The organism is Streptomyces sp. P9-2 (assembly GCF_051903975.1).
Taxonomy (GTDB): Bacteria; Actinomycetota; Actinomycetes; order Streptomycetales; family Streptomycetaceae; genus Streptomyces; species Streptomyces cellulosae.
Genome location: NZ_CP192633.1, coordinates 5,245,228 through 5,269,129 on the forward strand (window position 1 = coordinate 5,245,228; position 23,902 = coordinate 5,269,129).

At 72.6% G+C, this 23,902-nt stretch carries 24 protein-coding genes, 4 pseudogenes and 1 riboswitch; of the genes and pseudogenes, 14 read left to right on the forward strand and 14 right to left on the reverse strand.

All coding sequences use genetic code 11. The features are described 5' to 3' along the window. Positions 1-153 precede the first annotated feature (153 nt). From ACQY0Z_RS23910 to ACQY0Z_RS23925, 4 genes and pseudogenes are all read right to left on the reverse strand, one after another. On the reverse strand, positions 154-1,014 hold the full coding sequence (locus ACQY0Z_RS23910) for an ATP-binding cassette domain-containing protein (protein ID WP_254586384.1): 861 nt from the start codon (positions 1,012-1,014) through the stop codon (positions 154-156). Continuing rightward, positions 1,011-1,760 (reverse strand): cobalt ECF transporter T component CbiQ, encoded by a 750-nt coding sequence (gene cbiQ, locus ACQY0Z_RS23915; protein WP_189902194.1) that lies wholly within the window; start codon positions 1,758-1,760, stop codon positions 1,011-1,013. Before cbiQ ends, ACQY0Z_RS23910 begins: the two co-directional genes overlap by 4 nt. 175 nt (positions 1,761-1,935) lie before the next feature. Next, positions 1,936-2,289, reverse strand: a pseudogene (locus ACQY0Z_RS23920) (energy-coupling factor ABC transporter substrate-binding protein); the annotation flags it as partial. Continuing rightward, on the reverse strand, positions 2,286-3,005 hold the full coding sequence (locus tag ACQY0Z_RS23925; RefSeq protein ID WP_189902190.1) for an energy-coupling factor ABC transporter permease: 720 nt from the start codon (positions 3,003-3,005) through the stop codon (positions 2,286-2,288). The pseudogene ACQY0Z_RS23920 and the gene ACQY0Z_RS23925, both read right to left, overlap by 4 nt. 30 nt (positions 3,006-3,035) lie before the next feature. Further along, positions 3,036-3,218, reverse strand: a riboswitch (cobalamin riboswitch). A gap of 219 nt (positions 3,219-3,437) precedes the next feature. On the opposite strand from ACQY0Z_RS23925, the gene ACQY0Z_RS23930 reads away from it, so the two are divergent. From ACQY0Z_RS23930 to ACQY0Z_RS23950, 5 genes are read left to right on the forward strand one after another with little or no spacing between them, the layout of a single operon-like run. After that, the gene (locus tag ACQY0Z_RS23930; protein WP_189902188.1) at positions 3,438-5,030 is read left to right on the forward strand and encodes an ABC transporter substrate-binding protein; all 1,593 of its coding nucleotides are present in this window, start codon (positions 3,438-3,440) and stop codon (positions 5,028-5,030) included. Then, positions 5,027-6,019, forward strand: a complete 993-nt coding sequence (locus tag ACQY0Z_RS23935) for an ABC transporter permease (protein ID WP_189902186.1) — start codon at positions 5,027-5,029, stop codon at positions 6,017-6,019. The genes ACQY0Z_RS23930 and ACQY0Z_RS23935 overlap by 4 nt, the downstream gene beginning before the upstream one ends. Then, the gene (locus ACQY0Z_RS23940) at positions 6,016-6,906 is read left to right on the forward strand and encodes an ABC transporter permease (protein ID WP_439812782.1); all 891 of its coding nucleotides are present in this window, start codon (positions 6,016-6,018) and stop codon (positions 6,904-6,906) included. Before ACQY0Z_RS23935 ends, ACQY0Z_RS23940 begins: the two co-directional genes overlap by 4 nt. Then, positions 6,903-7,889, forward strand: a complete 987-nt coding sequence (locus ACQY0Z_RS23945; RefSeq protein ID WP_439812783.1) for an ABC transporter ATP-binding protein — start codon at positions 6,903-6,905, stop codon at positions 7,887-7,889. Before ACQY0Z_RS23940 ends, ACQY0Z_RS23945 begins: the two co-directional genes overlap by 4 nt. Further along, a complete protein-coding gene (locus tag ACQY0Z_RS23950; protein ID WP_189902180.1) occupies positions 7,882-8,541 on the forward strand; it encodes an ABC transporter ATP-binding protein in 660 nt (219 codons plus the stop codon). The genes ACQY0Z_RS23945 and ACQY0Z_RS23950 overlap by 8 nt, the downstream gene beginning before the upstream one ends. A gap of 80 nt (positions 8,542-8,621) precedes the next feature. Here the strand turns inward: ACQY0Z_RS23950 and ACQY0Z_RS23955 are convergent, their stop codons facing one another. Then, positions 8,622-9,668: a hypothetical protein gene (locus ACQY0Z_RS23955; RefSeq protein ID WP_439812784.1), complete on the reverse strand. Its 1,047-nt coding sequence runs from the start codon at positions 9,666-9,668 to the stop codon at positions 8,622-8,624. A 199-nt stretch (positions 9,669-9,867) separates the two neighbouring features. Here ACQY0Z_RS23955 and ACQY0Z_RS23960 point away from each other — a divergent pair, with 199 nt between their 5' ends. Then, entirely contained in the window at positions 9,868-10,377 is a 510-nt protein-coding gene (locus tag ACQY0Z_RS23960; RefSeq protein WP_189902178.1) for a hypothetical protein, read from the forward strand. Between the two features lie 33 nt (positions 10,378-10,410). Here ACQY0Z_RS23960 and ACQY0Z_RS23965 read toward each other — a convergent pair whose 3' ends face one another. Next, entirely contained in the window at positions 10,411-12,330 is a 1,920-nt protein-coding gene (locus ACQY0Z_RS23965; protein ID WP_439812785.1) for an SMI1/KNR4 family protein, read from the reverse strand. Positions 12,331-12,579: 249 nt separating this feature from the next. Here ACQY0Z_RS23965 and ACQY0Z_RS23970 point away from each other — a divergent pair. Continuing rightward, a pseudogene (locus ACQY0Z_RS23970) lies at positions 12,580-12,930 on the forward strand (protein kinase domain-containing protein); the annotation flags it as partial. A gap of 146 nt (positions 12,931-13,076) precedes the next feature. Here the strand turns inward: ACQY0Z_RS23970 and ACQY0Z_RS23975 are convergent. Beyond that, positions 13,077-13,511, reverse strand: a complete 435-nt coding sequence (locus tag ACQY0Z_RS23975) for an ATP-binding protein (protein WP_381727367.1) — start codon at positions 13,509-13,511, stop codon at positions 13,077-13,079. A gap of 378 nt (positions 13,512-13,889) precedes the next feature. On the opposite strand from ACQY0Z_RS23975, the gene ACQY0Z_RS23980 reads away from it, so the two are divergent. The 5 genes and pseudogenes from ACQY0Z_RS23980 to ACQY0Z_RS24000 all read left to right on the forward strand — a co-directional run bounded on the left by ACQY0Z_RS23980 (position 13,890) and on the right by ACQY0Z_RS24000 (position 17,573). Then, positions 13,890-14,123, forward strand: a complete 234-nt coding sequence (locus ACQY0Z_RS23980; RefSeq protein ID WP_439812786.1) for a response regulator transcription factor — start codon at positions 13,890-13,892, stop codon at positions 14,121-14,123. A gap of 153 nt (positions 14,124-14,276) precedes the next feature. Continuing rightward, on the forward strand, positions 14,277-14,609 hold the full coding sequence (locus ACQY0Z_RS23985; protein WP_439812787.1) for a hypothetical protein: 333 nt from the start codon (positions 14,277-14,279) through the stop codon (positions 14,607-14,609). 40 nt (positions 14,610-14,649) lie between these two features. Further along, positions 14,650-14,856: a hypothetical protein gene (locus ACQY0Z_RS23990; RefSeq protein ID WP_189902171.1), complete on the forward strand. Its 207-nt coding sequence runs from the start codon at positions 14,650-14,652 to the stop codon at positions 14,854-14,856. 92 nt (positions 14,857-14,948) lie between these two features. After that, a pseudogene (locus tag ACQY0Z_RS23995) lies at positions 14,949-16,319 on the forward strand (phytoene desaturase family protein); the annotation flags it as partial. Positions 16,320-16,499: 180 nt separating this feature from the next. Then, positions 16,500-17,573, forward strand: a complete 1,074-nt coding sequence (locus ACQY0Z_RS24000) for a hypothetical protein (protein WP_198427678.1) — start codon at positions 16,500-16,502, stop codon at positions 17,571-17,573. Positions 17,574-17,580: 7 nt separating this feature from the next. Here ACQY0Z_RS24000 and ACQY0Z_RS24005 read toward each other — a convergent pair whose 3' ends face one another. Both ACQY0Z_RS24005 and ACQY0Z_RS24010 read right to left on the reverse strand, forming a co-directional pair. After that, positions 17,581-18,048, reverse strand: coding sequence for a hypothetical protein (locus ACQY0Z_RS24005; protein WP_189902169.1), 468 nt, complete (start codon positions 18,046-18,048; stop codon positions 17,581-17,583). Between the two features lie 91 nt (positions 18,049-18,139). Then, entirely contained in the window at positions 18,140-18,364 is a 225-nt protein-coding gene (locus tag ACQY0Z_RS24010; protein WP_189902167.1) for a DUF397 domain-containing protein, read from the reverse strand. Positions 18,365-18,682: 318 nt separating this feature from the next. On the opposite strand from ACQY0Z_RS24010, the gene ACQY0Z_RS24015 reads away from it, so the two are divergent. Together ACQY0Z_RS24015 and ACQY0Z_RS24020 are read left to right on the forward strand one after the other, a co-directional pair. Next, a complete protein-coding gene (locus ACQY0Z_RS24015) occupies positions 18,683-19,582 on the forward strand; it encodes a helix-turn-helix domain-containing protein (protein WP_439812788.1) in 900 nt (299 codons plus the stop codon). After that, positions 19,579-19,770 carry a DUF397 domain-containing protein gene (locus ACQY0Z_RS24020; protein WP_439812789.1) on the forward strand — a complete coding sequence of 64 codons (192 nt, stop codon included), beginning with the start codon at positions 19,579-19,581 and terminating at the stop codon, positions 19,768-19,770. Before ACQY0Z_RS24015 ends, ACQY0Z_RS24020 begins: the two co-directional genes overlap by 4 nt. A gap of 85 nt (positions 19,771-19,855) precedes the next feature. Here ACQY0Z_RS24020 and ACQY0Z_RS24025 read toward each other — a convergent pair whose 3' ends face one another. The 5 genes and pseudogenes from ACQY0Z_RS24025 to ACQY0Z_RS24045 all read right to left on the reverse strand — a co-directional run bounded on the left by ACQY0Z_RS24025 (position 19,856) and on the right by ACQY0Z_RS24045 (position 23,841). After that, positions 19,856-20,464 carry a dihydrofolate reductase family protein gene (locus tag ACQY0Z_RS24025; RefSeq protein ID WP_028961656.1) on the reverse strand — a complete coding sequence of 203 codons (609 nt, stop codon included), beginning with the start codon at positions 20,462-20,464 and terminating at the stop codon, positions 19,856-19,858. A 58-nt stretch (positions 20,465-20,522) separates the two neighbouring features. Next, positions 20,523-22,100 (reverse strand): sodium:solute symporter family transporter, encoded by a 1,578-nt coding sequence (locus ACQY0Z_RS24030; RefSeq protein ID WP_189899309.1) that lies wholly within the window; start codon positions 22,098-22,100, stop codon positions 20,523-20,525. Next, entirely contained in the window at positions 22,097-22,375 is a 279-nt protein-coding gene (locus ACQY0Z_RS24035; RefSeq protein WP_158688200.1) for a hypothetical protein, read from the reverse strand. The genes ACQY0Z_RS24030 and ACQY0Z_RS24035 overlap by 4 nt, the downstream gene beginning before the upstream one ends. A 199-nt stretch (positions 22,376-22,574) precedes the next feature. Continuing rightward, positions 22,575-22,940 (reverse strand): annotated as a pseudogene (arr, locus tag ACQY0Z_RS24040) (NAD(+)--rifampin ADP-ribosyltransferase); the annotation flags it as partial. A gap of 136 nt (positions 22,941-23,076) precedes the next feature. After that, the gene (locus tag ACQY0Z_RS24045) at positions 23,077-23,841 is read right to left on the reverse strand and encodes a hypothetical protein (RefSeq protein WP_161107131.1); all 765 of its coding nucleotides are present in this window, start codon (positions 23,839-23,841) and stop codon (positions 23,077-23,079) included. Positions 23,842-23,902: the final 61 nt, after the last annotated feature.

Consider the following 23,902-nt stretch of genomic DNA (forward strand, 5'->3'; position numbering starts at 1 on the left):
GGAACGAGGGGCAGGCAGGCGACGCTCCCGCTCACCCACCGGGTTTGAACAAATGTACACATCGAGCCGCGGACGCCCTTCCCGAGGCCGCGTGCACCGCCAGGAGGCCGGCACCGCTGATCAGGCCCCACCCCCGTCGGCCGGAGACGGAACCTAGTCAGGACGCCGTTCCCCGCACTCCGGCAGTGCGGCCAGCGCCGCCAGTTCCTCCGGGGTGCGGGGACCCGCGTCCGCGGTGCCGGCCGGCCCCCGTGCCCGCAGGAACAGGCCGGCCGCCACGCCCCACGGCAGCCTGAGTCCCGCCGCCGTGAGGAGGTCCCGTCGGGACAGCATCTCCGCCGCAGGGCCGGTGTGGGCGCCCGACGGGGTGAGCAGCGCCGCGTCGTCGGCCCAGCGCAGGGCGAGGTCCACGTCGTGCGTGGCCATCACCACCGTCGTACCGCCCGCCCGCAGACCGTCCAGCGTCGCCAACAGCCGCTCCTGACCGTCGGGATCGAGCCCCGCCGTCGGCTCGTCCAGGATCAGCACCCGCGGCCGCATCGCCACCGCGCCCGCGATCGCCGTCCGCTTGCGCTGCCCGTACGACAGCAGATGCGTGGGCCGGTCGGCGAGCGCGGCGATGTCCAGCGCCTCCAGCGCCTCCGTGACCCGCGCGCGCACCTCCGCGTCGGGCAGCCCCAGGTTCAGCGGCCCGAACGACACGTCCTGCCCCACGGACGCGGCGAACAGCTGGTCGTCCGGGTCCTGCACCACCAGCTGCACGGTGCTGCGCAGCGCCGTCAGCCCCTTCCGGTCGTGCCGCACCGCACGTCCCGACAGCAGCAACTCCCCGCCGTGCGGCCGCAGTCCGCCGCTGAGCAGCCGCATCAGCGTGGTCTTCCCGCTGCCGTTGCGCCCCAGCAGCGCCAGCGCCCGCCCCTCGCGCACGGCGAAGTCGAGGCCGGTGAACACGGGCGGTCCGTCCTCGTAGGCGAACGACGCGCCCCGCAGCGCCACCAGTTCGAACTCGCTCACGACAGGGGCCTTTCCAGTACGAAGGTGAGGGCGGCCAGCGCCGCCAGGAGCGTCACGCTCGCGGCCGTGAACCGGGCGGACACCCGCGCCTCGGGCACCAGCACGCGCAGGGCGCCGTCGTAGCCGCGGCCCGCGAGCCCGGTCTGCAGCCGCGCCGCCCGGTCGAAGGACCGCACGAACGCGGTCGCCCCGAGCCCGCCCAGCGAACGCCACGTCGCCGCCCGTGTGGTGTGCCCGAGCCGCGCCGCCTGCGCCCGGTGCACGCGCCGCACCGAGTCGAGCAGCAGGAAGCTCATCCGGTACGTCACGAGCGCCACGTCCACCAGCGGCGCGGGCACCCCGGCGCGCACCAGGCGCGGCAGCAGGTCCGACATGGGTGTGGTGAACGCGAACAGCAGCACGCCCAGCGAGGCCGCAGAGGTGCGCAGCAGCAACTCCCCGGCGCGCAGCGGCCCGTCGGGGGCGGGTGACACGAAACCGCCGGGCCCGCCCACCCGCACCAGCAGGGTGAGCGCCCCGGTGACGCAGAACCCCAGCGGCACCCGGTAGGCCCGCCACAGCCGCCCGGCCGGCACCCCCGCCGGACCGAGCAGCAGCGCCAGCGCGGTGACCAGCACCAGCGCGGCGCCGGGCCACGGGGGCAGGGAGATCGCGAGGACGGTGAGACCGAGGCCGAGGACGGCCTTGTCCACGGGATGGCGGCGGCGCCAGCGGCTGCTGTGCGCCGCCGCGTCGATCGGCAGCACAGGCGTGTCAGTCCCGTCCGCCGTCGGCGCCGGAGCGCACCTCCGCGTCGCCCGTGTCCTCAGCGCCGCCCCGCTTGTGTGCCGTGTCCGGGGCCGGTACGTCGCCCCGCTCGTGTGCCGTGTCCGGGGCCGGCAGGCCGTCCCGCTCATGCACCCCGTCCGGGGCCCGCAGGCCGGCGGCCTGCTCACGCGCCCCTTCCGGGGCCCGCACGCCGACCCGCTCACGGGCCCGCGCCTCGCCCTGCCGCCGCCCGCGCCGCAGCCCGAAGTAGTACGCGAGCACGCCCGCGCCGAGCGCGGCCTGGACGGCGAACAGCGCCGACTCGATCTCCCCGGACGGAGGTTCGTACAGCGGGGAGAACCACGGTTCGTAGTCCGGGTCGATCTCGGTGATCGCGGTCTCCGCCTCGCCGTCCGCCCCGGCGAACGGCTCCTCCTTGTGGTCGCCGAGCCCGAACGCCAGCGGGATCACGGCGAGGGCGGCGACGAGCAGCAGGAGCAGGGTGTTGATCTTCGCGTTGCGGCTCATCGGGCCACCGCCCCGGCCGACTCGGCCTCAGCGGCCCGCTTGCCGCCGGCCGCCGAGGTGACCAGCACCCCGAGCCGGGTCAGCTCGCCCTTGCTGGACTGCACCAGCAGCCGCATCACCAGCACGGTCAACAGCCCCTCGCTGACCGCGAGCGGGATCTGCGTGACGGCGAAGATGGAGCCGAACTTGCCCAGTGCGCCCAGGAATCCGCTGCCCGGGTCGGGGAACGCCAGCGCCAGCTGGACGCTGGTCACGCAGTACGTCGACAGGTCGGCGAGGAACGCGCCGCAGAACACCGCGCCCATCAGCGGCACGTCGTACCGGCGCAGCAGCCGGTAGGCGCCGTACCCGGCCCAGGGGCCGACGACCGCCAGGGAGAAGACGTTGGCGCCGAGCGTGGTGAGCCCGCCGTGGGCGAGCAGCAGCGCCTGGAACAGCAGGGTGATGGTCCCGAGCACCGCCATGACCGGCGGCCGGAACAGGATCGCGCCGAGACCCGTGCCGGTGGGGTGGGAGCAACTCCCGGTCACCGAGGGCAGTTTCAGCGCGGACAGGACGAACGTGAACGCTCCCGACGCGCCCAGCAGCAACGTGCTCTCGGGATGTTCTCTGACGTCACGGACGAGCGACCGGGCTCCGTGGACGACGAACGGCGCCGACGCGACGCCCCAGGCGACCGCGTGCGCCGGAGGCAGGAAACCCTCGGCAATGTGCATGGCTCAGCAGACCCTCTCCAGCACCTCGTGGATGGTTGACGCGCCTTGGCCGGTCTCCTGGCTGACGGGTACCACCGCCCGTGCTCCGCCTTCCCGGGTCCCGAAGAACCCAGTGGCTGCCCGTGAGGGCCGGAGCCGGACTTCCCGATCACAGTGGCGAGGGCCGCACCGGTATCGCACCGATTTCCCGTCACCAAGGCGTGGTGACAGTAGTCCCCGTCGCGGCCCGGTGACAAGCGGCGACGGGGGCGCGGGGAGGGCGTCCGGCGGCTCGCACCCCGGCGCACACCTGCGCGTTCGGGCCCCGCGGCGGCCGGCCGTGAACCGGGTGACTGGGGGGCCGCCGTCCTGGGCAAGGTCTTCTTGCAACTAATATGCAAGAGCGACTTTCCATCAACAGTGCCTTCCGATGACAGGGGTGTGTGAGGTTCGATGACGACCCGACGACGCATACGGGGCGCCGCCGCCGTGCTGGCGACGGCCGCGGCGGTCTCCGCCTGCTCGGCGCCCGGCTCCGGCGGCACGGACGACGCGGTGGCCGGCGAGTCCGTGGTGATCGGCGTCTCCACCGAGCCCGACACCCTCAGCCCGCTCCTCGGCTACGGCAAGGACGGCAACTCCAAGCTGTTCGACGGCCTCCTCGCCCGCACCGCCGACATGACCCTGGAACCCGCGTTGGCCAGGGCACTTCCGCGCATCACGGACGGCGGACGCACCTACACGTACACCCTGCGCGACGGCGTGAAGTTCAGTGACGGCGAGCCGCTGACCGCGCGGGACGTCGTCTTCACGTACCGCACGGTCCTCGACGACGACACCAACAACACCGCCAAGAGCGAACTCGCGGCCGTCGAAAGCGTCCGGGCGGTGGGCGACCACACGGTCGTCTTCACCCTCCGCCACCCCTACGCGCCGTTCGCCGCCCGCACGGTCCTGCCGATCGTCCCCGAGCACGTCGTCGGGAAGCAGGACCCCAACACCGGCCCCTTCAACACCAAGCCGGTCGGCACCGGACCGTACGTCCTCGTCGACTGGCGCAAGGGCGAGAAGCTCACCTTCAAGGCCAATCCTCACTACTGGGGCGGCACCCCGAAGGTGAAGAAACTCACCATGGCGATCGTCGCCGACGACGACGTCCGCGCCACCCGGCTCCGCTCCGGCGACCTCGACGGAGCGGTCCTCCCGCCCAACCTCGCCGCCACCTTCAAGGGTGACGACGACAGGAAGACGTACCGGGCCACCTCCTACGACGTCCGCGTCGTCACCCTCCCCAGCGGCAACCCCGTCACCGGCGACACCGCGATCCGCCGCGCCCTCGACCTCGCCGTCGACCGGCAGGCCATGGTCGACAAGATCCTCGACGGCGCGGGCCGCCCCGCCTACGGGCCACTGCCTGTGGACGACCCGTGGTTCGCCAAGGAGACCGAGCGCTCGCGCGACCTCGCCGAGGCCGGCCACATCCTCGACGCCGCCGGCTGGACGAAGGGCGACGACGGCATCCGTGTCAAGGACGGCCGCCCGGCCCGCTTCACGCTCTACTACCCCTCCGGCGACAAGGTCCGCCAGGACCACGCCCTCGCCTACGCCTCCGACGCCAAGAAGGCCGGTATCGACGTCCGCGTGGAGAGCGCCACCTGGGAGGTCATCGAGCCGCGCATGCACCGGGACGCCGTCCTCGCCGGCTTCGGCAGCACCGGCGACCCCGACTTCGGGCTCTACACCATGCTGCACTCCTCCCTCGCCGGCGACGGCTTCAACAACATGGCGCACTACGACAACCCGGCCGTCGACCGCGCCCTGGAGACCGGCCGCCGCAGCCAGGACCCCGCGACCCGCAAGGCCGCCTACGACGCCCTCCAGCGTGCCCTCGTGAAGGACCCCGGCTACACCTTCCTCACCCACATCGACCACCTGTACGTGCTCGCCGACCGCTGGAAGGGCCTCACCACCCAGACCGAACCCCACGAGCACGGCTTCGCCGCCGGACCCTGGTGGAACGTCGAGGACTGGCAGCCCGCGGCATGAGTCACGCCCTCTGGCCGGCGGTGACCCGGCTCGTGGCGCGCCGCGCGCTGTACGCCGTGCCGGTGCTCCTCGTCGTCACGTTCGGCGTGTTCGCCGTCGCCGCCGCGTCCCCGTTCGACCCGGTGAGGGCGTACGCGGGCACGGCCGCGCTGGGCGCCGACCAGGAGACCCTGGACCGGCTGCGGGAGAACCTCGGCGTGGACCGGCCGTTCACCGCCCGATGGTGGGACTGGCTTACCTCCGCCCTCGGCGGCGACCTCGGCCGGTCGGCGGTGATGCGCCAGCCGGTGGCCGAGGTCATCGGCGAACGCCTGCTGTGGTCCACGCTGTTGTGCGCCGTCGCGTTCGCCGCGGCCGTGCTGCTCGGCACGGTCCTCGGCGTGCTCGCCGCCCGCCGCCCCGGCTCCCTCGTCGACCGCGCCGTCACCTCCGCCGCGTACGTCCTGGAGGCCGCCCCGGTCTTCTGGATCGCGCTGCTCGCGGTGTGGCTGTTCGCCCTCCAGCTGGACGTCCTCCCGGCGGGCGGACTCACCGACACCGGCAGCGACCGGGTCACCTTCGGCGGCCTGGTCGAGCACCTGGTCCTCCCGGCCGGCGTCCTCGCCGTCTCCCAACTGCCCTGGTTCACGCTCTACGTCCGTCAGGGCGTCGGCGACGCGCTCGCGGAGGACCCCGTACGCGGGGCGAGGGCGCGCGGCCTGAGCGAACGCACCGTACTGCTCGGCCACGCCCTGCGCTCCGGACTGCTGCCGGTGCTCACGCTGATCGGCTCCCGGGTGCCGGAGCTCATCACCGGGGCGCTGCTGGTGGAGACCGTCTTCAGCTGGCCCGGCATCGCGTCCGCCACGGTGGAGGCGGCCACGGCGGTCGACTTCCCGCTGCTCGCCGCGCTCACCACGCTCGCCACCGCCGCCGTCCTCGCCGGCAACCTGCTCGCCGACCTGCTCTACGGGCTGATCGACCCGAGGGTGAAGCTGGAGGAGATGTGACGACCGACGTCGACACGGCGGACGCGAAGCCGGTCTGGCGCGCGCACGGCACCGCCCGCCGCTCCACACACGTCCTGCGGCTGAGCGTCTCGTGCGCCCTGGTCGCCGTGACCGTCCTGGCCGTGCTTCTCGTCCCGCCGTTGGTCCAGCTCGACCAGCAGGCCGTCGACCTGGCCGCCAAGCTCCAGCCACCTGGCTGGGCGCACCCGTTCGGCACCGACGACGTGGGCCGCGATCTGCTGCTGCGGTGCGTCTACGGGCTGCGGGTGTCGCTGCTGGTGGGCGTGGTCGCCGCGCTGACCGCCACGGTGATCGGCACGGCGGTGGGGGCCGCCGCGGGCGCCCTCGGCGGCCGGGCCGACCGTCTGGTCATGCGCCTGGTCGACACCCTGTCGTCCGTGCCGCACCTGCTGCTCGGCATCTTCATCGTCGCCATGTTCCGTCCGGGCGTCTGGCCGGTGGTGATCTCCGTCGCCCTCACCCACTGGCTGTCCACGGCGCGCATCGTCCGCGCGGAGGTGCTGTCCCTGCGGTCCCGCCCGTTCGTGGACGCGGCCGTGTCCGGCGGGGCGAGCCGGTGGCGGGTGACCGTACGGCACCTGCTCCCGGGCGTGCTGCCGCAGGCGGGCCTCGCCGCCGTGCTGATGGTCCCCCACGCCATGTGGCACGAGTCGGCCCTGTCCTTCCTGGGCCTGGGCCTGCCCACCCACACCGCGAGCCTCGGCACGCTCATCCAGGGCGCCCGAGGCTCCCTCCTCGCGGGCCAGTGGTGGCCCACCCTCTTCCCGGGCCTGTTCCTGATCCTCCCCACCCTCGCGATCGCCGGCCTGGCGGGCGCGTGGCGGGAACGGATCAATCCGCGACGCCGATCGGAGCTGATGCTGTGACCCTCGTGCCGCTTCTCTCGGTACGCGACCTGTCCGTCCGCTTCCTGCTCCCCGGAGGGCGCCGCGTCGACGCCGTGTCGGACGCGTCGTTCGACGTGGCGTCGGGGGAGTGTCTCGCGCTGATCGGGGAGAGCGGATGCGGCAAGTCCGTGCTGGCGTCCGCCCTGCTCGGCCTGCTCCCGGCCAACGCCCGCACCGCCGGCCACGCCCGCCTGGGCGACCTCGACCTGCTCACGGCGGACGAACGCACCCTCGCCCGCACCGTGCGCGGACGCCGTATCGGCCTGGTCCCGCAGTCCCCGGCGGCCCACCTCACCCCGGTGCGGACGATCCGCTCGCACATCGAGGAGACGGTCGCCCGCCTCACCGGCGTCCGCGGCCGTGCCGCCCGCCGGAAAGCCGCCGAACAGGCCTCGCTGCGCGCCGAGTTCCCCCTGGGCCACCTCGACCGGCACCCGCACGAACTGTCCGGCGGGCTGGCCCAGCGCGCCGCGACCGCCCTCGCGCTGGTCGGCGACGCCCCGCTGCTGCTCGCGGACGAGCCGACGACCGGCCTGGACCGCGACCTGGTGGACCGCACGGTCGACGAACTGCGCCGCCACGTGGACGCCGGCCACGCCCTGCTGATGATCACCCACGACCTGGCGGCGGCCGAGCGCATCGCCGACCGGGTGGCGGTCATGTACGCGGGCCGGATCGTCGAACTGGCCGACGCAGACGCCTTCTTCGGCTCCCCGGGCCCCCGCCACCCCTACAGCCGCGGCCTGCTGGAGGCGCTCCCCGAGCGGTCCTTCACACCGGTCCCGGGCCTGCCCCCGGAACTGGGGAACCTCCCCGCGGGCTGCGCGTTCGCCCCTCGCTGCGACCGGGCGACGGACGCGTGCGCGGCCCTCCCGCCGTTCGAGAACACCGTCGCCTGCCACCACCCGGTGCCGGCCGACACCTCCCACGCGATCCGTACCCCGGAGGACACCCGTGCTTGAGCTGCGCGCCGTCACCGCCGGCTACGACCGCCGCGCCCCCGTGTTCCGCGACGCGCACCTCACCGTCGCCCCGGGCGAGGCGGTGGGCCTGCTCGGCCCGAGCGGCTGCGGAAAGTCGACCCTCGCCCGGGTCGCCGCGCTGCTGCACCGCCCGGACGCAGGCGAGGTCGTCCTCGACGGCATGCCCGTCCGCGGCTTCCGCCACCGGGCGCCCCGCGAGCAGCGGACCACCATCGGCGTGGTGTTCCAGCAGCCGCGCCTGGCAGCCGACCCCCGGCTGCGCCTCACTGACCTGATCGCGGAACCCCTGCGGGCGACGGGCCGGCGCGCCTCGGCCGCCGACCGCGTGGCCGAACTGGCCGACACCGTGGGCCTCACCCCGGACCTGCTCGGCCGCCGCCCGCACGAGGTGAGCGACGGCCAGTTGCAACGAGCGTGCCTGGCCCGGGCCTTGGCGTTGAAACCCCGGTGGCTGGTGTGCGACGAGATGACGGCGATGCTCGACGCGTCGACCACGGCCGCTCTGGTGCGGGTCGTGGAGGACTACCGCGCGTCGACGGGCGCGGGCCTGCTGTCGGTCGGCCACGACCGCACCCTGCTGACCCGCTGGTGCGACCGTACGGTCCCCTGGGAGGCGGTGGCCGCGGGCTGAGGCCCCCGGCCACGCGCGCCCGCCACGCCCCGGCCCCCGCCGTCCCTCCAGGACCGGTTCACCGACGGCGAGACGTCGCTCTAGAGGTCGCCCTCCTCGAACGGGACGTCCCCGAACCCCTCTTCCCCGGCTCCCGCGCCGAGGACGCCGGTGAAGAACTCGCCCATCAGCTCCTCGAGGTTCACCTCGGTCGCCCCGGCGGGCGCCTCGGGCTTCTCACCCTCGCTCACGCGCAGGACCAGCGCGAACTTCTTGACCTTCGCCGACTCCGCCAGCTCGGCGAGGTCGACGGACACCTCGGTCAGCTCGCCGTTCTTCAGCGTGAAGTCGGCGCCGACCTTCTTGTTCGGAGCGTCCGCGAAGTCCTTCGCGGTGGGCAGCTCGTCCCCGATCGGCAGTTCCTGCTGGAGCGGCTTCAGCGCACCGAACAGCTCGGTCAGCAGCGTGCGGAACGGCGCGGTCGCCTTGATGTGCTCGGTGCCGTCCGAACCGCCGGAGGTGGTGAAGTCGACGTTCTCGGCGACGGCCTTCTTCAGCGCGTCCGTCAGCTTCTTCTGCGTCTTGGCGTCGAGGCTGGGCTCGGCGGAGGGCTCCTCGCCGCCGAGGCCCTGCGCCCCGGTCATGCCCTTGCCGGTCTCCTCCATCTCCTTCTTGGAGAGCTTGATCCACCCGCCCTCGAGGAGCTTCTTGAACGCGCCCGCCTCGTCCGGCAATTCCTCGGCCGGAGGCATCGGAGTGCCCGACATCTTCCCGAGCGCCGCGGCGTCGAGGCGGGCGTAGAACCAGTCGTCGACCAGCCGGTACTCGAGGAGGGCTCCGTCGGGGCCGCTGACCTTCACCGCCATGGCCGTGAAGTCCTTCTCCTCGGACTTCTCGATCGGCTTCCTGGAGTGCATGGAGACGCTGATCGTCGCCTCGCTGACCAGCTCGGCGACCTCGTCGGGCATCTCCTCGCCGGGCTCCGACTGCTCGGCGTCCAGCGCCTTCAGCGAGGCGGCGTCGGTGTCGAGGTCCAGCTCGAAGGCGATGGAACGCTCCTCACCGAGCTTGTCGAAGGCGTTGTCCAGCTTCTGCCCGGCGGACAGGTTCTCCACGGTGCCGCAGGCGGCGGTGCCGGCGAGAACCATGCCGGCGACGGCGGTGGTGGTCAGGGTCTTGCGCAGCGCAAAAATGACGATCTCCTTGTCAAGCGACCGGTCCGGTCGTCACATCAGACAGCCGACCAAGTCGAACGGTTGTATGGCAAAAGCAAGTTCACCGGAGGAAACACGCACGGAAGCGGCCCGCGCCCGACTCACCGACCGGCACGCGGGGAAGAACCGGACCATGTCCACTCACACCACGGCCCCCGCTGGAGTCCAGGTCTGCTCCCTCAAACGGGACACCCCGCAGACCGTCCCGGCGAACAGCCCCTACACGGTCGTCCGGTTCCCCTTCGGATCCGCCGAGTCCAGCGACCACTTCGCCATGCACCAGGTCAACCAGCCCGACGGCTACGTGATCACCAACTGGGACACCGATCCCCGCTCCGGCCTGATATGGCCGAGCGCGGCAGGCTGGGGCACCCTCTACGCGATGATCCAGTGGGAGGCCGGCAACTACGGAGAACTCCGCGACCAGTTCGTCCGCGACCCCCTCGGGCTCACCCCCAACCCCAACGACACCACGGCCACGGAACACCGCCCGCCGAGCCCCGGCATGCAGTGCTGGACCAAGAGCTGGGGCATCTTCGTCGACCCGTCGGTCCCCCTCGCGGTGCGGGCCACCCACGACGACAGCGTGGCCCGCAAGATCGTGCTGGCGGAGTTCAAGCTGGTGATCCACGAGGCGGCATGAGGGCGGTGCGCGGCCTCGGGCGGGTGCCCGGGGTCACGGCCGCGGCCTCCCGACGCTGATCGTGGCGTAGGAGAAGCCCTCGCCCTTCCGGGGCGCACGGTTCCAGGACCGGGTGGTCAGCTCCGGCAGGATGCCCTCGGCCAGGGCGTGCCGGGGGAGGGCGAGGCCGAACTCCTCTTCCAGAGCCGCCAGCAGGCGCCGCTCGCGGTCGGTGTCGTCGGCACCGCTGAGCACCCGCGCCGGGCCGAGGGCCTCGGGCACAGCCCCCGAACATTCGACGTCCGTGCCGCGCAGCGTGTACGCGTACAGCTCCTCACCCCGCTCGGCGACGGAGAGGTGGAACAGCGCAGGGAGGTCGTCGCGACCGCGGCGTATCCACAGCACCACGGCGCGACCGCCGCCGCGGGAGGCCTCGGCGGCTGGGGAGACGAAGAGGCGCCCAGGTCCCCGAACCCCTGCGGCCGGGTCGAACCCGAACGCCCACCCGGAGCCCGTCCGCCCCACCTCCACCACGGCCCGGTCCTCCCACGGTGCGGAGTCGTCCCGCTGCCGTCTGACATCGTGGGGGAACCACCCGGCGGGACGGACGGGCGGGGCGGTCAGGCCGGCCCCCGCGTCCTGCCCGACCAGACCGGGCAGCGCCTCCGGCTCCACGCCCTCCACCCACAGACACCGGTAGGAGCCGTACAGGGCGGAGTTCCACCGCGGGGCCTCCGCCAGCCAGGACAGCCCCCGCGGATCCAGGTCGGGCACCGGCTCGGGCACTACGCCCGCCCGTCCGCCCCGAGGCGTCGCCAGCAGCTCCCGCCCCCGCTCCCGCGTGACCACCGGCCCCAGCACCGGATCGGCCAGCAGCCCGAGCGGCCCCAGCAAGCCGGGTGCGGGCGGCGACCAGGAGGGCAACGCGGCCCGGACGACTCGCCACGCACCGTCGGTGTCACCCCACCGCGCCGCTTCCCGCGCCTTGGCGACGGCCTGCCCGAAGTCACCGTCGGGTGCGTAACGGTAGGAGCCGTCGCGCACCCGGTCGAGTATCGCGTCGGCGGCCGCTCGGACGGCATCGTCGGTCTCGGCGCCCAGCGGGAACTGGAGGCCACCGAGGTGGGGGCGGCTGTCCCGCACCCGGGCCAGGGCCATCACGGGCACCAACTCGTCCGCACAGCGAGGATCGGCGACGAGGTCACCGAAGAAAGCGCCCCCGCCGCTGATGCCCTGCGACAGCACGTCGAGCTGCCGCAGCATGCCCCAGGCCCCCGGCCGTCCGTATCGCCACGCGACCTCGAGCAGTTCCCGTGCCGCCTCCCACCTCCCGCTCAGGGCCTCCTCCCGCGCCCGGGCGACGTCGGCGTCCCGGGCGCGGGAGGTGTCGTTGACGAACTCCGGAAGCCGCGCCCGTTCGGCGTGGAAGGACTCGTACCGGCGCTGCATGTAGGCACGGAACGACGGATACCGGGCCGGGTACTCCCCGCTCCACCCCTTGTACACGTACAGCGCCCACTCGCCGTGCTCGTCGGTGTCGCCCGGGTCGAGCAGGGCGTAGGACATGTCGGAGTCGGTCTCCAGCTGAAGCGCGCGCTCCCACATCCCGGCGAGCAGCACCTTCCGCTCGGTCGACCGCTCGTCCAGGCTCTCCCGGTACATCGGCGTCATGCCGAACGGATCACCGAACCAGCCGATCTCGTGCGCGGCCCCGAGCTGGTAGATCGAATCGTCGCGTAGACGCCAGCCGTTGCTCGCCAGAAGGAACCCCCGGTACGACGGCGGCAGCCGGGTCCCCAGGCGCCGCTCGGCGTCGGCCACCTCGGCCTCGGATGCCGGCGGAGCACCGAGCGCCGCCAGATCGGAGAGGGACATCTCCCCCTCCTCCAGCTCCATGGCCTCGTCCTCGCTCGGCACCCACTCGTCCTGCCAACGGCGCAGGAACGTCCCCCAGTCGAACCCGTTGTCGTCCATGCGTAGATGGTGGCAGCCCCCACTGACAACGCTGCCTCCTTGGTCCTGTCCCGCCGGCCGGGATGTGGACGAAGTCGCACGGCCGTCGACTTCCGCCGGATCCCGCACCCGGGGGGCGCCGCTGAAGTGAACCCATGCCGACCCGAACGACAGAGCCGACCGCCGTCACCGCTCGCGCCCTCGCCCCCGACCTGGCCCGAGGGCTCATGCTCCTGTTCATCGCGCTGGCCAACTCGCACTACGTCCTGTCCGGCCGCCCGGTCCTCGGCGGCTGCCCCCGGGACGGCTCGCCCCGTGCGCGGCCTGGCCTCCGGTCTGTGCCGGGCTCTGGGCGACATCCATGGAGCCGGGCTCGTACACCGTGATCTGAAGCCGTCGAACGTGATGGTCACCATCGACGGACCCAAGGTGATCGACTTCGGCATCGTCCGGGCACTGGACGGTTCGACCACCAGCGGTCCGACATCCACCGGGGTGGTGATCGGCTCACCCGGATTCATGGCTCCCGAGCAGATTCTCGGCGAGCGGCTCACCCCGGCCAGTGACATCTTCTCCCTCGGCGCCGTGCTGGCCTTCGCGGCGTCCGGGCGCCTCCCCTTCGACGCCGGCCGCGTTTCTCACCTGGCCCTTGTTCTGGTGGACGCTTGGGTGGACCGAGCTGAGCAGCCCCAAGGCACCGGCCGGCGACGTCGACTACCTGTACTGACCCAGAGGGATGGTCGGCTGAGGGCCGACCGTCGAGGTGGTCAAGCAACCGCGTCGACCAGATCCGCCCGGACCGTCTTGCCGGTGGGCGGATAAGGGACGCAGTCCCAGTGGTCGGCGAGGGCCGCGACGAGGGTCAGGCCGCGTCCGCCGGTGGACAGGGGGTCAGGCGTGGTGTCCGTGGGGCGGAGGTCTCCGCGGGCGTCGCTGACCTCGACTCGGAGGCGGCCGGCCGCAGGGTCGAGGGCGAGCGTGAGCCGGAAGCAGCGCCCCGGCACGCGGCCGTGCAGCACGGCGTTGGCGGCCAGCTCCGCGACGACCAGCTCGGCGCGCTCCACGAGGTCCCGCGAGACGCCCCAGGAACGCAGTTCGGCCACCGCGAGCAGCCGCGCCAGACGGGCGCCGCGCCGTGTGGACGACAGCAACTGCGTGAAGGCGCGAAGGGGGCTTGCGATGCGAGGTGTTGCGTGGTTCATGGCGTCAGACTGGCGGCTCGGTGCCGGCGGGCGCGAGTGCCGCGCCCCGTACGCGGAGCAGGCGTACGAAGGGGGAGAGTGCGCGGTACGCCGGAGTCGCGCGGCGCTGTGTGAGGAACTCCGACAGGTGTCAAAGAGTGGTTGCCCTAACGAAGTTGACTGTGATTCAAGTCACCGGAAGGGCTTTCCAACCACCGCGCGACACTAAACTGACCAGTAAGGAAATGATGCGGGCGACGCCTCGGTGCAGCGATTGACCACCGCTGCCGGCGTGCCCGCTTTGCCCTGCTGCGCCGCATTCGGCTCAGCGGGGGTACGTACGCAGGGGGAGATTTCACTTGACCACGGTCGTAGAGACCCGGCCGTTCGACGTTTCCGTTGACGGGGAGACGCTGGCACGCCCCCCCGTCCCGGGAGCGTGAAGTTCTGCGCTGCCTGGCGAGAGGCGAGACGAACCGCCTGCTCGCCCGGCGGCTGGGAATCGCGGAAAGAACCGTCCGGGCGCACGTCACGAGCGTCGTGCGCAAGCTGGACGTGGGATCCAGATTCGAGGCCAGTCTGGTGGCGTTCCATCATTACGAGGCCCTCTCCGAGGAGACAACCGCCTCCTGAGGCATTGCCCCCTACGGCATTGCCGCAAGAGGCATTGCCGCAAGAGGCATTGCCCCATACGGCCATGCCCCATACGGCCAGCGGCACGTTCTGTTGCCGCTGGGCCTGGACGCGGGTGCGGTGACCGCGCTGCCGCCGCGGGACCGGTGTCTCGTGCCACGGGGCCTGTTCGGGCGGCCCCGTCCCCGGTGGACGCTGACCGGGCCGATCCTGCCGGCCGGCGGCCTGTGGTCCACCTGCCGGACCCTGTCCCAGGTCGTGACCGGACTGCTCGTCGAACGCCGACTGGGCCCGCCCGCCCCCAGCTGGCAGCGGAGTGCGTCGATCACGTGGCACAACGGCGCCACGCGCGGCGCGTCCGTCGTGGCCGCCGCGCACGACGACGGCCGCTGGATCGTCCTGCACCGCCTGGGCGCCGCGGACCGCACCGACCGTCTCGCCAGAGAAACCCTCCTCGCGGCTACCGCGCCGCACGGCCGGACCTGAACAACAACACCACCACCACGAAAGGTCCACGGGAAGCGTCTTGAGAATCACCTGGTTCGCCTGGCTGGCACAGCACGCCGACGAATACGGCTACAGCGACGGGCCGTTGCGCGCCTCGACAGGGACGGGCGCCGTGCTGGTGACCGCCGCGCTGTTCTGGTTCGCGCTGCACCGCAACCGGCCCGCCGCCATGGCCGCCGCCGGCGTCACGTGCGCCCTGGGCATCGGCTGGCTGGCCTTCCACTGAGAGGACCCTCATGACGGACGCCGTCGTCGTTCGGTTCCGGACCGAACGGTCTCGCCGCCGCGCTCACCCTCGCCCGTGCCGGGCTCCGGGTCGAGGTGTTCGAGGCACACCAGCGCATCGGCGGAGGGCTGCGCACGGAAGCGCTGTTCGACTCCGAAATCCTCCACGACATCTGCGCGGCCGTCCACCCCATGGCGCCGGCGTCCCCGTTCATGCGGTCACTCGACCTGGAGGCGCACGGCGTCCCCCTGCTGCACTCTCCCGCCGCCTGCGGGCACCCCCTCCAGGGCCGACCGGCCGCACTGGCATGGCGTGACCTCGACGCCACCTGCGCCGGACTCGGCCGTGACGGGCAGCGATGGCGGCGGCCGATGCTCCCGTTGATGGAGCGTTCCGCGGACGTGGTGGACCTGATGCTCTCCACACAACGCACGCCGCCGAACCCGAAGGCCCTGGCCCTGCTGGCCACCCGCCTGCCGGCCCAGGCCCTGCGCGTCGGCGGAGGCCTGCGCACGGAGGCGGCCCGGGCGCTCCTCACCGGTGTGGCCGCCCACGGCATCGGCCGACTGCCCTCACCGGCGTCCGCCGCTGTCGCCCTGCTGCTCGGGCACCTCGCCCACACCACCGGCTGGCCCGTCCCCCAGGGCGGCTCCCAGGCCGTCGCCGCCGTCATGGCCCGACAGATCGAACGGCTCGGCGGCCGGATCCACACCGGTGTCCGGGTGGACGATCTGCGGGACCTGCCCACCCGCGGGCTCACCCTCCTGGACGTCTCGCCCCGCGAACTGGCCCGGATCGCCCCGCTGCCCCAGGGGTACCTCCGCGCGCTGTCCCGCTACCGGTACGGACCGGGCGCGGCCAAGGCCGACTTCCTCGTCGACGGCGCGATCCCCTGGGCCGACCCCCGCCTGTCCCAGGCTGCCACGATCCACCTGGGCGGAGCCCGCGGCAAGGCACCGGAACTGGCCCGAGCCGAGACGGCGACGGCCCGGGGCCTGGAGGCCCGGCACCCGTACATCATCGTGGTCGACCCGGCCGCCGCGGACCCGGCACGGGCCGTCCGGGGCAGACGACCGGTCTGGGCCTACGCCCACGTGCCCCACGGCGATCCCCGCGATCCCTTGCCGATGATCCGCGAGGCCCTCGAACGCCACGCGCCGGGCTTCACCGACACGGTGATCGCCGAACGCGTCGTGTCGGCGGCGGAGTTGGGCGCGTACAACCCCAACTACGTCGGCGGCGACATCGCCTCCGGCGCGATGACCCTGTGGCAGACGCTGGCCCGCCCCGTCCCGCGCTGGAACCCCTACCGGACGCCCCTGCCCGGCACCTGGCTGTGCTCCTCGGCGACCCCGCCGGGTCCCTCGGTGCACGGAATGTGCGGGTACTACGCGGCCCGGGCGGCACTGGAGACATGGCGGAAGGCGGACCGGCCCGCGAGCGCGCACCTGCTCGAAGGCTGACGCCGACCGCGACGACCGGACCCGGCCTCGCCGGCACTTGCAGCTCCCGGCTGGACTCGGACCCGGAGGCGCCCGGCGGCCGGGCCATGAGGAAGGCGGGAAGCCGGAACGGAGTTCCCGATGTCCCGGAGCCTCCGCGCAGGCGGGGGACTGTCGGTGGCGGGTGACAGGATCACCGGCATGGTTCTCGTACGTACCACTCCACCGCGGCCGGTCGAGGTGACCGAGCTGTTTCCCGAACTGGCCCCGCTGGCGCGTCCCGCGGTCCGGCTGCACCCCCGCCCGGGATCGCCGTCGGTCAAGGACAGTTCCGTCGGGGGACCGTTGCTGTGGCCGGCCGACGAACCCTGGCCGCACTGCGAGGACGCGCACCTGCACGGTGACAGCGGCTTCCGTGAGTCACCCGCAGCGATACGGCTCGGCAGATACCGGCGGGCTCAGCAGCATGACGACTCCTACGGCCCCTTGTTCACGCCCGAGGAGGTGGCGGCCCTGGAGCAGAAGGCCGCGAGGCTCGCGGAGCGGCTCGACGCGGGCCCTCCGTTGCCCGAGGAGTGCCCGGTCCCGCTGCTGCCCGTGGCCCAGCTGTATCTGCGCGACGTGCCCCTGCTGCGTCCGCCCGTAGAGGCCGATCTGCTCCAGATCCTGTGGTGCCCATACGACCACAAGCCGGACTGGAAGCCCGCGACCAGGGTGTTCTGGCGCTCAGCCGCCTCGGTCACCGACGTCCTCGCCACGCCACCGGAACCGTACGAGGCCAACTACGACGGCTATGTGCCGGAGCCGTGTCTGCTGGCCCCGGAAGCGATCACCGAGTACCCCTGCAGCCTCGATCTGAGCCCGGAGTTGAGGCAGGTGGTGGGGGACTGGAGCCGATGGCAGGCGGCACGTGCGGTGGTGGACGGATCGTACGAGGAGTACCCGGCGGAGTACTACGACGCCCACCTGGCCGACACTCCCGGCTGGAAGGCCGGCGGCTGGCCGCCGTGGGGCCGTACCGACCCGATCCCCCGGTACTGCGCCGTCTGCGAGGCCCGGATGGTCCCGCTGCTGACCATCGCCTCTTTCGAATGGGACGGCGAAACGTACGGTTGGGCGCCGCAGGAGGAGCGGGACGCCGCCTACGCCCGCGGCCACCTCGCCGGCCTGAACCCCGCACAGCCGACGCGGGTGGAAGTGGGCAGCACCGACAACATGCAGCTCTACGTCTGCCCGGAGTCCCCCGAGCACCCGCACACCGACTTGATCCAGTGAAAGCGGTCTATGCGCACGGGCAAGGCAAGTCGGGGGCCGCGCGGTTCGGGGAGCAGGTGACCACGGCGAGGGCGAGGTAGGCGGGGCGTTCGAGGTAGTGGCCGTACGACACGTCGCCGCCCGCGTGCAGCCGTTCGGCGGCGGCGTCCACCAGCCGGGCCAGGCGCGCCGTGTCCCGGTCGTGCTCCGCGGCGAACCGCGGGGCGTACTCGGCCAGGCGCTCGCCCAGCCAGGCCGCCGCCTCCTTCGCCTCCTCCCAGGTTCCCCGCACCAGCGAGGGGGGCTTGACGAGCCAGTACGCCGTCTCCAGCGGCGGGAGGTCCGCCGTGCGGAACTCCGCGGCGATCAGGCGGTAGCGCTCGATCAGTTCCGGCCTGCTGCCGGCCGGGGGCGGTTCGGGGTGCGGGAGCCGCCGCAGGGCCTCGTCGTCGAAGCGGGCCTTCGGGCCGGTCCAGAGGTAGGCGTGGTGGTGCACGTGCTGTTCCCGTTTCCGTGACGAGGAGTACCGGCCGGACGCGCGGGAGGAACGCGGTCCGGCCGGCGGGCGGGGGAAGGGGAGGGAGGTGTCAGGCGCCCAGGCCGAAGCGGGCCGGGTCGATACCGGCGGCGTCCAGTTCCTCCGTGGTGAACCGCAGGGGCGTTACGTCCGGCCGCTTGCTGTCGCCCAGCGCCCAGGCGTCCTCACCGATCCGGGCGAGGGTCACGCACCCCTCGGTGCAGGGGCCGCCGCACGCCTTCGCGAACGAGGCCGCGCTGATGTCGAGGGCGTAGAGGTTGGTTCCGTTCTGCATGACTGCACCTTCCAGCTCGTCTGACGCGGCCGGGTCCGGCCGCCGCCGCCCGTGAGGGGCGGGAGTGCACGGAGGGAGCGTGCCGCCTGGTGTTTCCGCAGGTGAGCGGTGGACACGGACGGCTCGTCCCGGATCTCCGTGACCTCAGAGTGGCGGTCGGACGGGGGCGGGGACGAGTGTGGCACCCCGTACGCTGAGTCAGCGTACGGACACGAAGAGTGGACGGTACGTCTGATGATCCGTCAGGCTTGGGGTGGAGCCGAGCGGTGTGAGAGACGTCGGCGTGGTGCGGCGCGGAGGCGAGGAAAGGGGCGGCGGATGGACGTGGTCGGGGTCGAGGGGGAGGCGACCGGGAGCGCCGGCGGTGTGCGGGCGGTTCCGGCGGGGCCGGTGGGGGAGTGGGAGCGGGAGCCGCAACCGTCGGACAGCCTGCGGACGTTCGGGGCGGTCGTGCAGGCGCTGCGCGAGCACGCGGGGCTGAGTCGGGCGGACCTCGGTGCGAGGGTCCAGTACTCGAAACACACGGTCGAGTCGGTGGAGTTGGGGCGCCGGATGCCGGACGAGGCATTCGTGGAGCGGGCGGAGGAGGCGCTCGGTAACACGGGTGCGCTGCGGAAGGCCGCGCGGCACCTGGCGCGGGGGGAGGCGGGGCTGGCGGCGTGGTTCCGGCGGTGGGCGAGGCTGGAGCGGGAGGCGGTGAGTCTGTGTACGTATGAGTGCCGGTTGGTGCCGGGGTTGTTGCAGTCGGAGGCGTATGCGCGGGCGGTGTTCGACAACAGCATCCCGCTGCTGACCGACGAGCAGACGGAGGCGCAGGTCACGGCCCGAATGGAACGGCAGGCCATGATGCGGGAGCGGCCGACCGTGCCGTTCGGCTTCATCGTGGAGGAGTCGGTGTTCCGGCGCGGGTTGGGCGGCGCGCAGGTGCAGGCGAACATGCTTGACCATGTACTTGAGCTGACTGCGCCGCGCAACGTGACGCTTCAAGTGGTGACGTTGAAGTTGGAGTTCCACGGGTGCCTGGACGGGCCCGTCCAGTTGGTGGAGACCTCGGAGGGGCGGCGGCTCGGATACTCCGAGGGGCAGCAGAACGGGCGATTGATCTCCGACGCGAAAGAGGTGAGCTTGCTCTGCCGACGCTATGACACACTGCGCTCGCAGGCCCTCAACCCACAGGAATCCCGGGACCTGCTGGAGCGACTGCGAGGAGAGCTATGAGCAGCATTATGTCGGAACTCGCCTGGTTCAAGTCCAGCTACAGCGGCACCCAGGGCGACAGCTGCGTGGAGGTCGCAATCGCCGAACAGGCCGTCCACGTACGGGACTCCAAGGACGTGACCCGCCCGGCCTTCGCCGTCGGTCGCGAAGGCTGGGGGCAGTTCGTACGGTTCGCGTCGGAGCGATGAGCGACTTGAAGGCGTGCCGTCCGCTGGAGTGGCGGACGGCACACCATCAGCGCGTTCGGGGCGGAGGGTTGGCTGCGAGGGCGCCTTACTCCCCGAGCGAAGCCACCGCCTCCTCGTAACCCCCCGTCGGTGGAGCCGTGTCCGGCCCGTACACCAAGTTCAGCACCCCCGTGCTGAACGTCTCCGACTTCAGCAGCTTCAGCGGGATCGACGACTCCCCCTCGTCGAACAGCCGCATCCCCTTCCGCACCGCGATCGGGTGCACCAGCAGCTGCAACTCGTCCAGCAGCCCGGCCGCGAGCAGCTGCCGGATGATCGAGATGGAGCCGCTCAGCCCGATGTCACCGCCCGGCTCCCGCTTCAGCGCGGCCGCCACCTCGGCGACGTCGCCCTGCGCCTGCTCCGAGTTGCGCCACTGGAAGTCGAGGGGGCTGCGGGAGAACACGATCTTCCGCATGTCGCCGAGCTGCTTGGCGAAGCCCGCGTCCTCCCCGCCTGCGGTCTCGCGTTCCGGCCAGGCGCCGGCGAAGCTGTCGTACGTCACGCGGCCGAAGAGCATGGTGTCGGCGTTGCTCAGACCCGCGCCCACGGCCGCGCCCATCTCGTCGTTGAAGTAGGGGAAGTGCCACTGGTCGGGCGCCTCGACGACGCCGTCGAGCGAGATGAACACGCTGGCCACGATCTTGCGGGACATGGGGTCCTCCTGTGCTGTCGGTCCGTGCACTGGTTACGACCGTGGCAGCCCCCGGAACTCATCGCCCGACGGCACGCGAATAAGTGACTCCGGACGGCCGTCCCGCCCCGCCCGCCCGGCGCCGGCGGTCCGTGACGCTGCCCAGCCACCCCAGGAGGAATCCGGTCGGCACCGTCACCACCCCCGGAATCGTCACGTCCCACAGCCGGAAGTCGTGCCCCGGCCAGATCGACGTCGGCGTGCCGGACGCGTACGGCGACACCGCGAGCGCGACCACGCACACCGCCGTCGCTCCCCACAGGCACCACAGCGCGCCGCGCGCGGTGAAGCCGGGCCAGTACAGGGCGTACAGCAGGACCGGCGCGAGGGCGGCCCCGCAGAGGGCGAGCCAGAGCGTGGAGACGACGACCAGGTTCCAGTCGGCGCACACGACGGCCACGGCCGCGGCGGCCAGCCCGGTCAGCGCGGCCGACCAGCGTGACGCGGTGCCGTCGAGGCGCCCGGCCGGCCGGTCACCGGAGGCGGCGGCCAGTACGTCCCGGCCGAGGGTGATCCCGGCGGCCAGGGTGACGTCCACGACGGCGGCCAGCGCGGTGAGGAACAGCACGCAGGCGAGGGCCGCGACCAGGAGGCCGCCGTCGTCCAGCGCCCGCCCCAGCAGCAGCGGCGTGAACACCTGCGCCGACGGCCCGGCCTCCCGCAGCACCCCGCCGACCAGCGCCGCCGCGCCCACACCGACGACGGCGAGAGCCCCGTACAGCAGGACCAGCTCACCGAGCATCCACCGGCCGACGGTCCGCGCCCCGCGCGGGCTCTTCGTCGCGATGGCCCGCATCAGTACGGCGGGCATGGCGAGCGTGGCCATGGTCATGCCGAAGATCTGCCCGACCCGGTTCACCGCCCCGACCCATCCGTCACCGGTGTAGCCGCCCGGCCGCAGAAACGCCTCTCCCGCCCCCGACCCGGTGGCGGCCGCGTCGAGCAGCCGCCCGAGGTCCCCGCCGAAGCGGTGCAGGACCAGGAAGGCGGCGACGATCAGCACGGGCAGCGCGATCGCCGACTTGACGATCATCACCACCCCCGTGCCCCGGATCCCGCCGCTGACGGCCAGCGCCGTCATCACACACCCGATGACGACGATGCACCCGGTCCGCGCGCCGGGCTGCCCGAGCACGGCAGCGGCCACATTCCCGACGACCACCAACTGCACGACCAGCAAAGGGAAACAGACCAGCAACGTCACCACACCCCACGCCACCCGCACACCGGATCCGCCGCTCCCACGGGCGTCCAGCAGGTCCGGCGCGGTCAGCGAGGCGTGCGCCCGCAGCGGCTCGACGACGAGCACGAGGAAGAGGAGCACCCCGACGATGCTGCCCAGCATGACGCTGAGCCCGTCGAACCCCGTCGTGGCGACCATGCCCACCAGCACGGTGACGGTCGCGACGGTGGTCGTGTCGCCGCCCATCGCGATGCCCTGCTGCCAGGACCGCAGCCGCCGGCTGTCCGACCGCACGAGCGCGCGGTCGTCCTCGTCGGCGCCGGTGATGACGCACAGCATCAGGCAGATGACGACGAACACGGAGAACACGGCGAACACGAGGGACCGGGAGGAGGGGTCGAGCAACGCGGTCACGCCGCCCACCTCCGGTCGTCGGCCTCGGCGGCCCCGACGGCGTCGACCCGCCGCCCGTACACGACCACGCCGTGCAGCCCGACGGCCAGCGGCACTAGGGCGGCCAACGCCCCAACACTCAGGCCCGCGAGAATGCCGACGCCGTACACCCCGGGCACGAGCGCGGCCCCCGCCACGTACACCAGCCACACGCCGGCGATCCGCACACCGACCCGCAGCCCCACCCCCAGCCGCACACGCTCCGCCTCGTAGAACTCCACGACAACTCCGCTCACATACGTCGGTTACGCCGATCACGCCGATACGGGAGGTCGTGGAGTCAACCAGGGACGGAGGGGGCGCAGGCGGGAGATTGTTCCCGCGCCCAACGAGAGGAGCGGGGGACGGTGCCGAAGCACTCCACCGCCCCGGGTTCAGTCCAGAATCGTGGCGTCCCACCGCCGCCGAAGCTCGGCGAGCCCGTCCCGCACCGGCCTGGATCTGCTCGGGGGAGTGCCCGACCCCGACCCAACCTTCAACGCCACCACGACACGCACGGGTTCGCCGGTGCGGTACGACCGGGTCGGTTGCCGGGCAGCTTCTTGTCGGTGACGTTGGGATCGTCCTCGAGCGCCCAGGTCGGCTCGACGACGTAGACACGCCCGGGGCCGTCCCGACGGCGAGCCAGGCCTCCCGGACGGCGGCGTCGAGGGTCTCGGAGAGATGGACGTGACGGGACACGCGCCCGTTCTCCCAGTTGCTCGCGTGCCCGGGGACGAGCAGATCCCCGGGAGAGAGATCCGCCTTCGTCCCGCGCAGGTACGCGCCTTCCTTGTACACCAGGAAGGGAACGGGGACGATGCTCGTCGGCTCCTACCACCAGCACAGGTACGGGTGGCCCGAGGGACTGGCTACGAGCTGGGAATCTCCAGCACATGACGTTCGTCGTGCGAAGCCTGTCCGACGGCTGACCCAGCCGGCACCGGGCGAGCCCCGCTCACACCCGCGAGACATCCGGCTCGAGGAACACCGCGACGAGCCGGTCGCTGAAGGCCCCCGCCGCACCACCGCCCGCCGTCCCCGCCCGGTACGCGCGGATCGCGGGGTCGCTGAGGGTGAGTGTCACCATCGGGCAGTCCGCGGCGTCGTTGGTGCCCTCGGGGGAGCAGGCGCTGACGTCGCGCAGGCTGTGTCCGGGACACACGGCTCCGGAAGGCAACTCCACCTCCAGGAGCAGCTCCTCGCCGGGATCGACGCGGAAACGGCCGGACGCCGGGACGTCCAGCGGCTTGCCCAGGTAACCGCCGTCCACGACGGTCGCGGTGAGACCGCGGGCGGAGGCGCGGACGCCCTCGCCGTGGGGGCCGTAGAAGTCGACGGTGACCCGGCCCGCGGCCACCGGGGCCTCGAGCACCAGCGGGCGGTCGCCCGTGCGGATGGAGGCTCGGACGGTGAAGCGGGGGTCACCCGGCATCTTCGGCCCTGGGTCGTAGTACCCCCAGCTTCTGAGCGTCAGTTGGGGGTGCTTGCTGCGCTCGGCCTTGCCCCGGGGTTCCGGGCGCGGCCATTCGTTCACCCCGCATTTCGACAACTGGGCCGTGCCGCCGGACGGGAGCGGACCGTCCCGCAACGGCTCGGCGGCGGCCTGCCGGTCCACGGCCGCGCGCGGCTCGGGTGTCGTGGCGGAGTACGTCAGTACCAGCACACCCACGACGGGCAGCGCGAGGACCAGCCAGGAGCGCGGGGAGGGGCGGAAGTTCATGATCCTCCCTGCGCACGAGGCGGCAAGAACGTCACTGGGGGCCGTCGGCCACGGCGGCCGA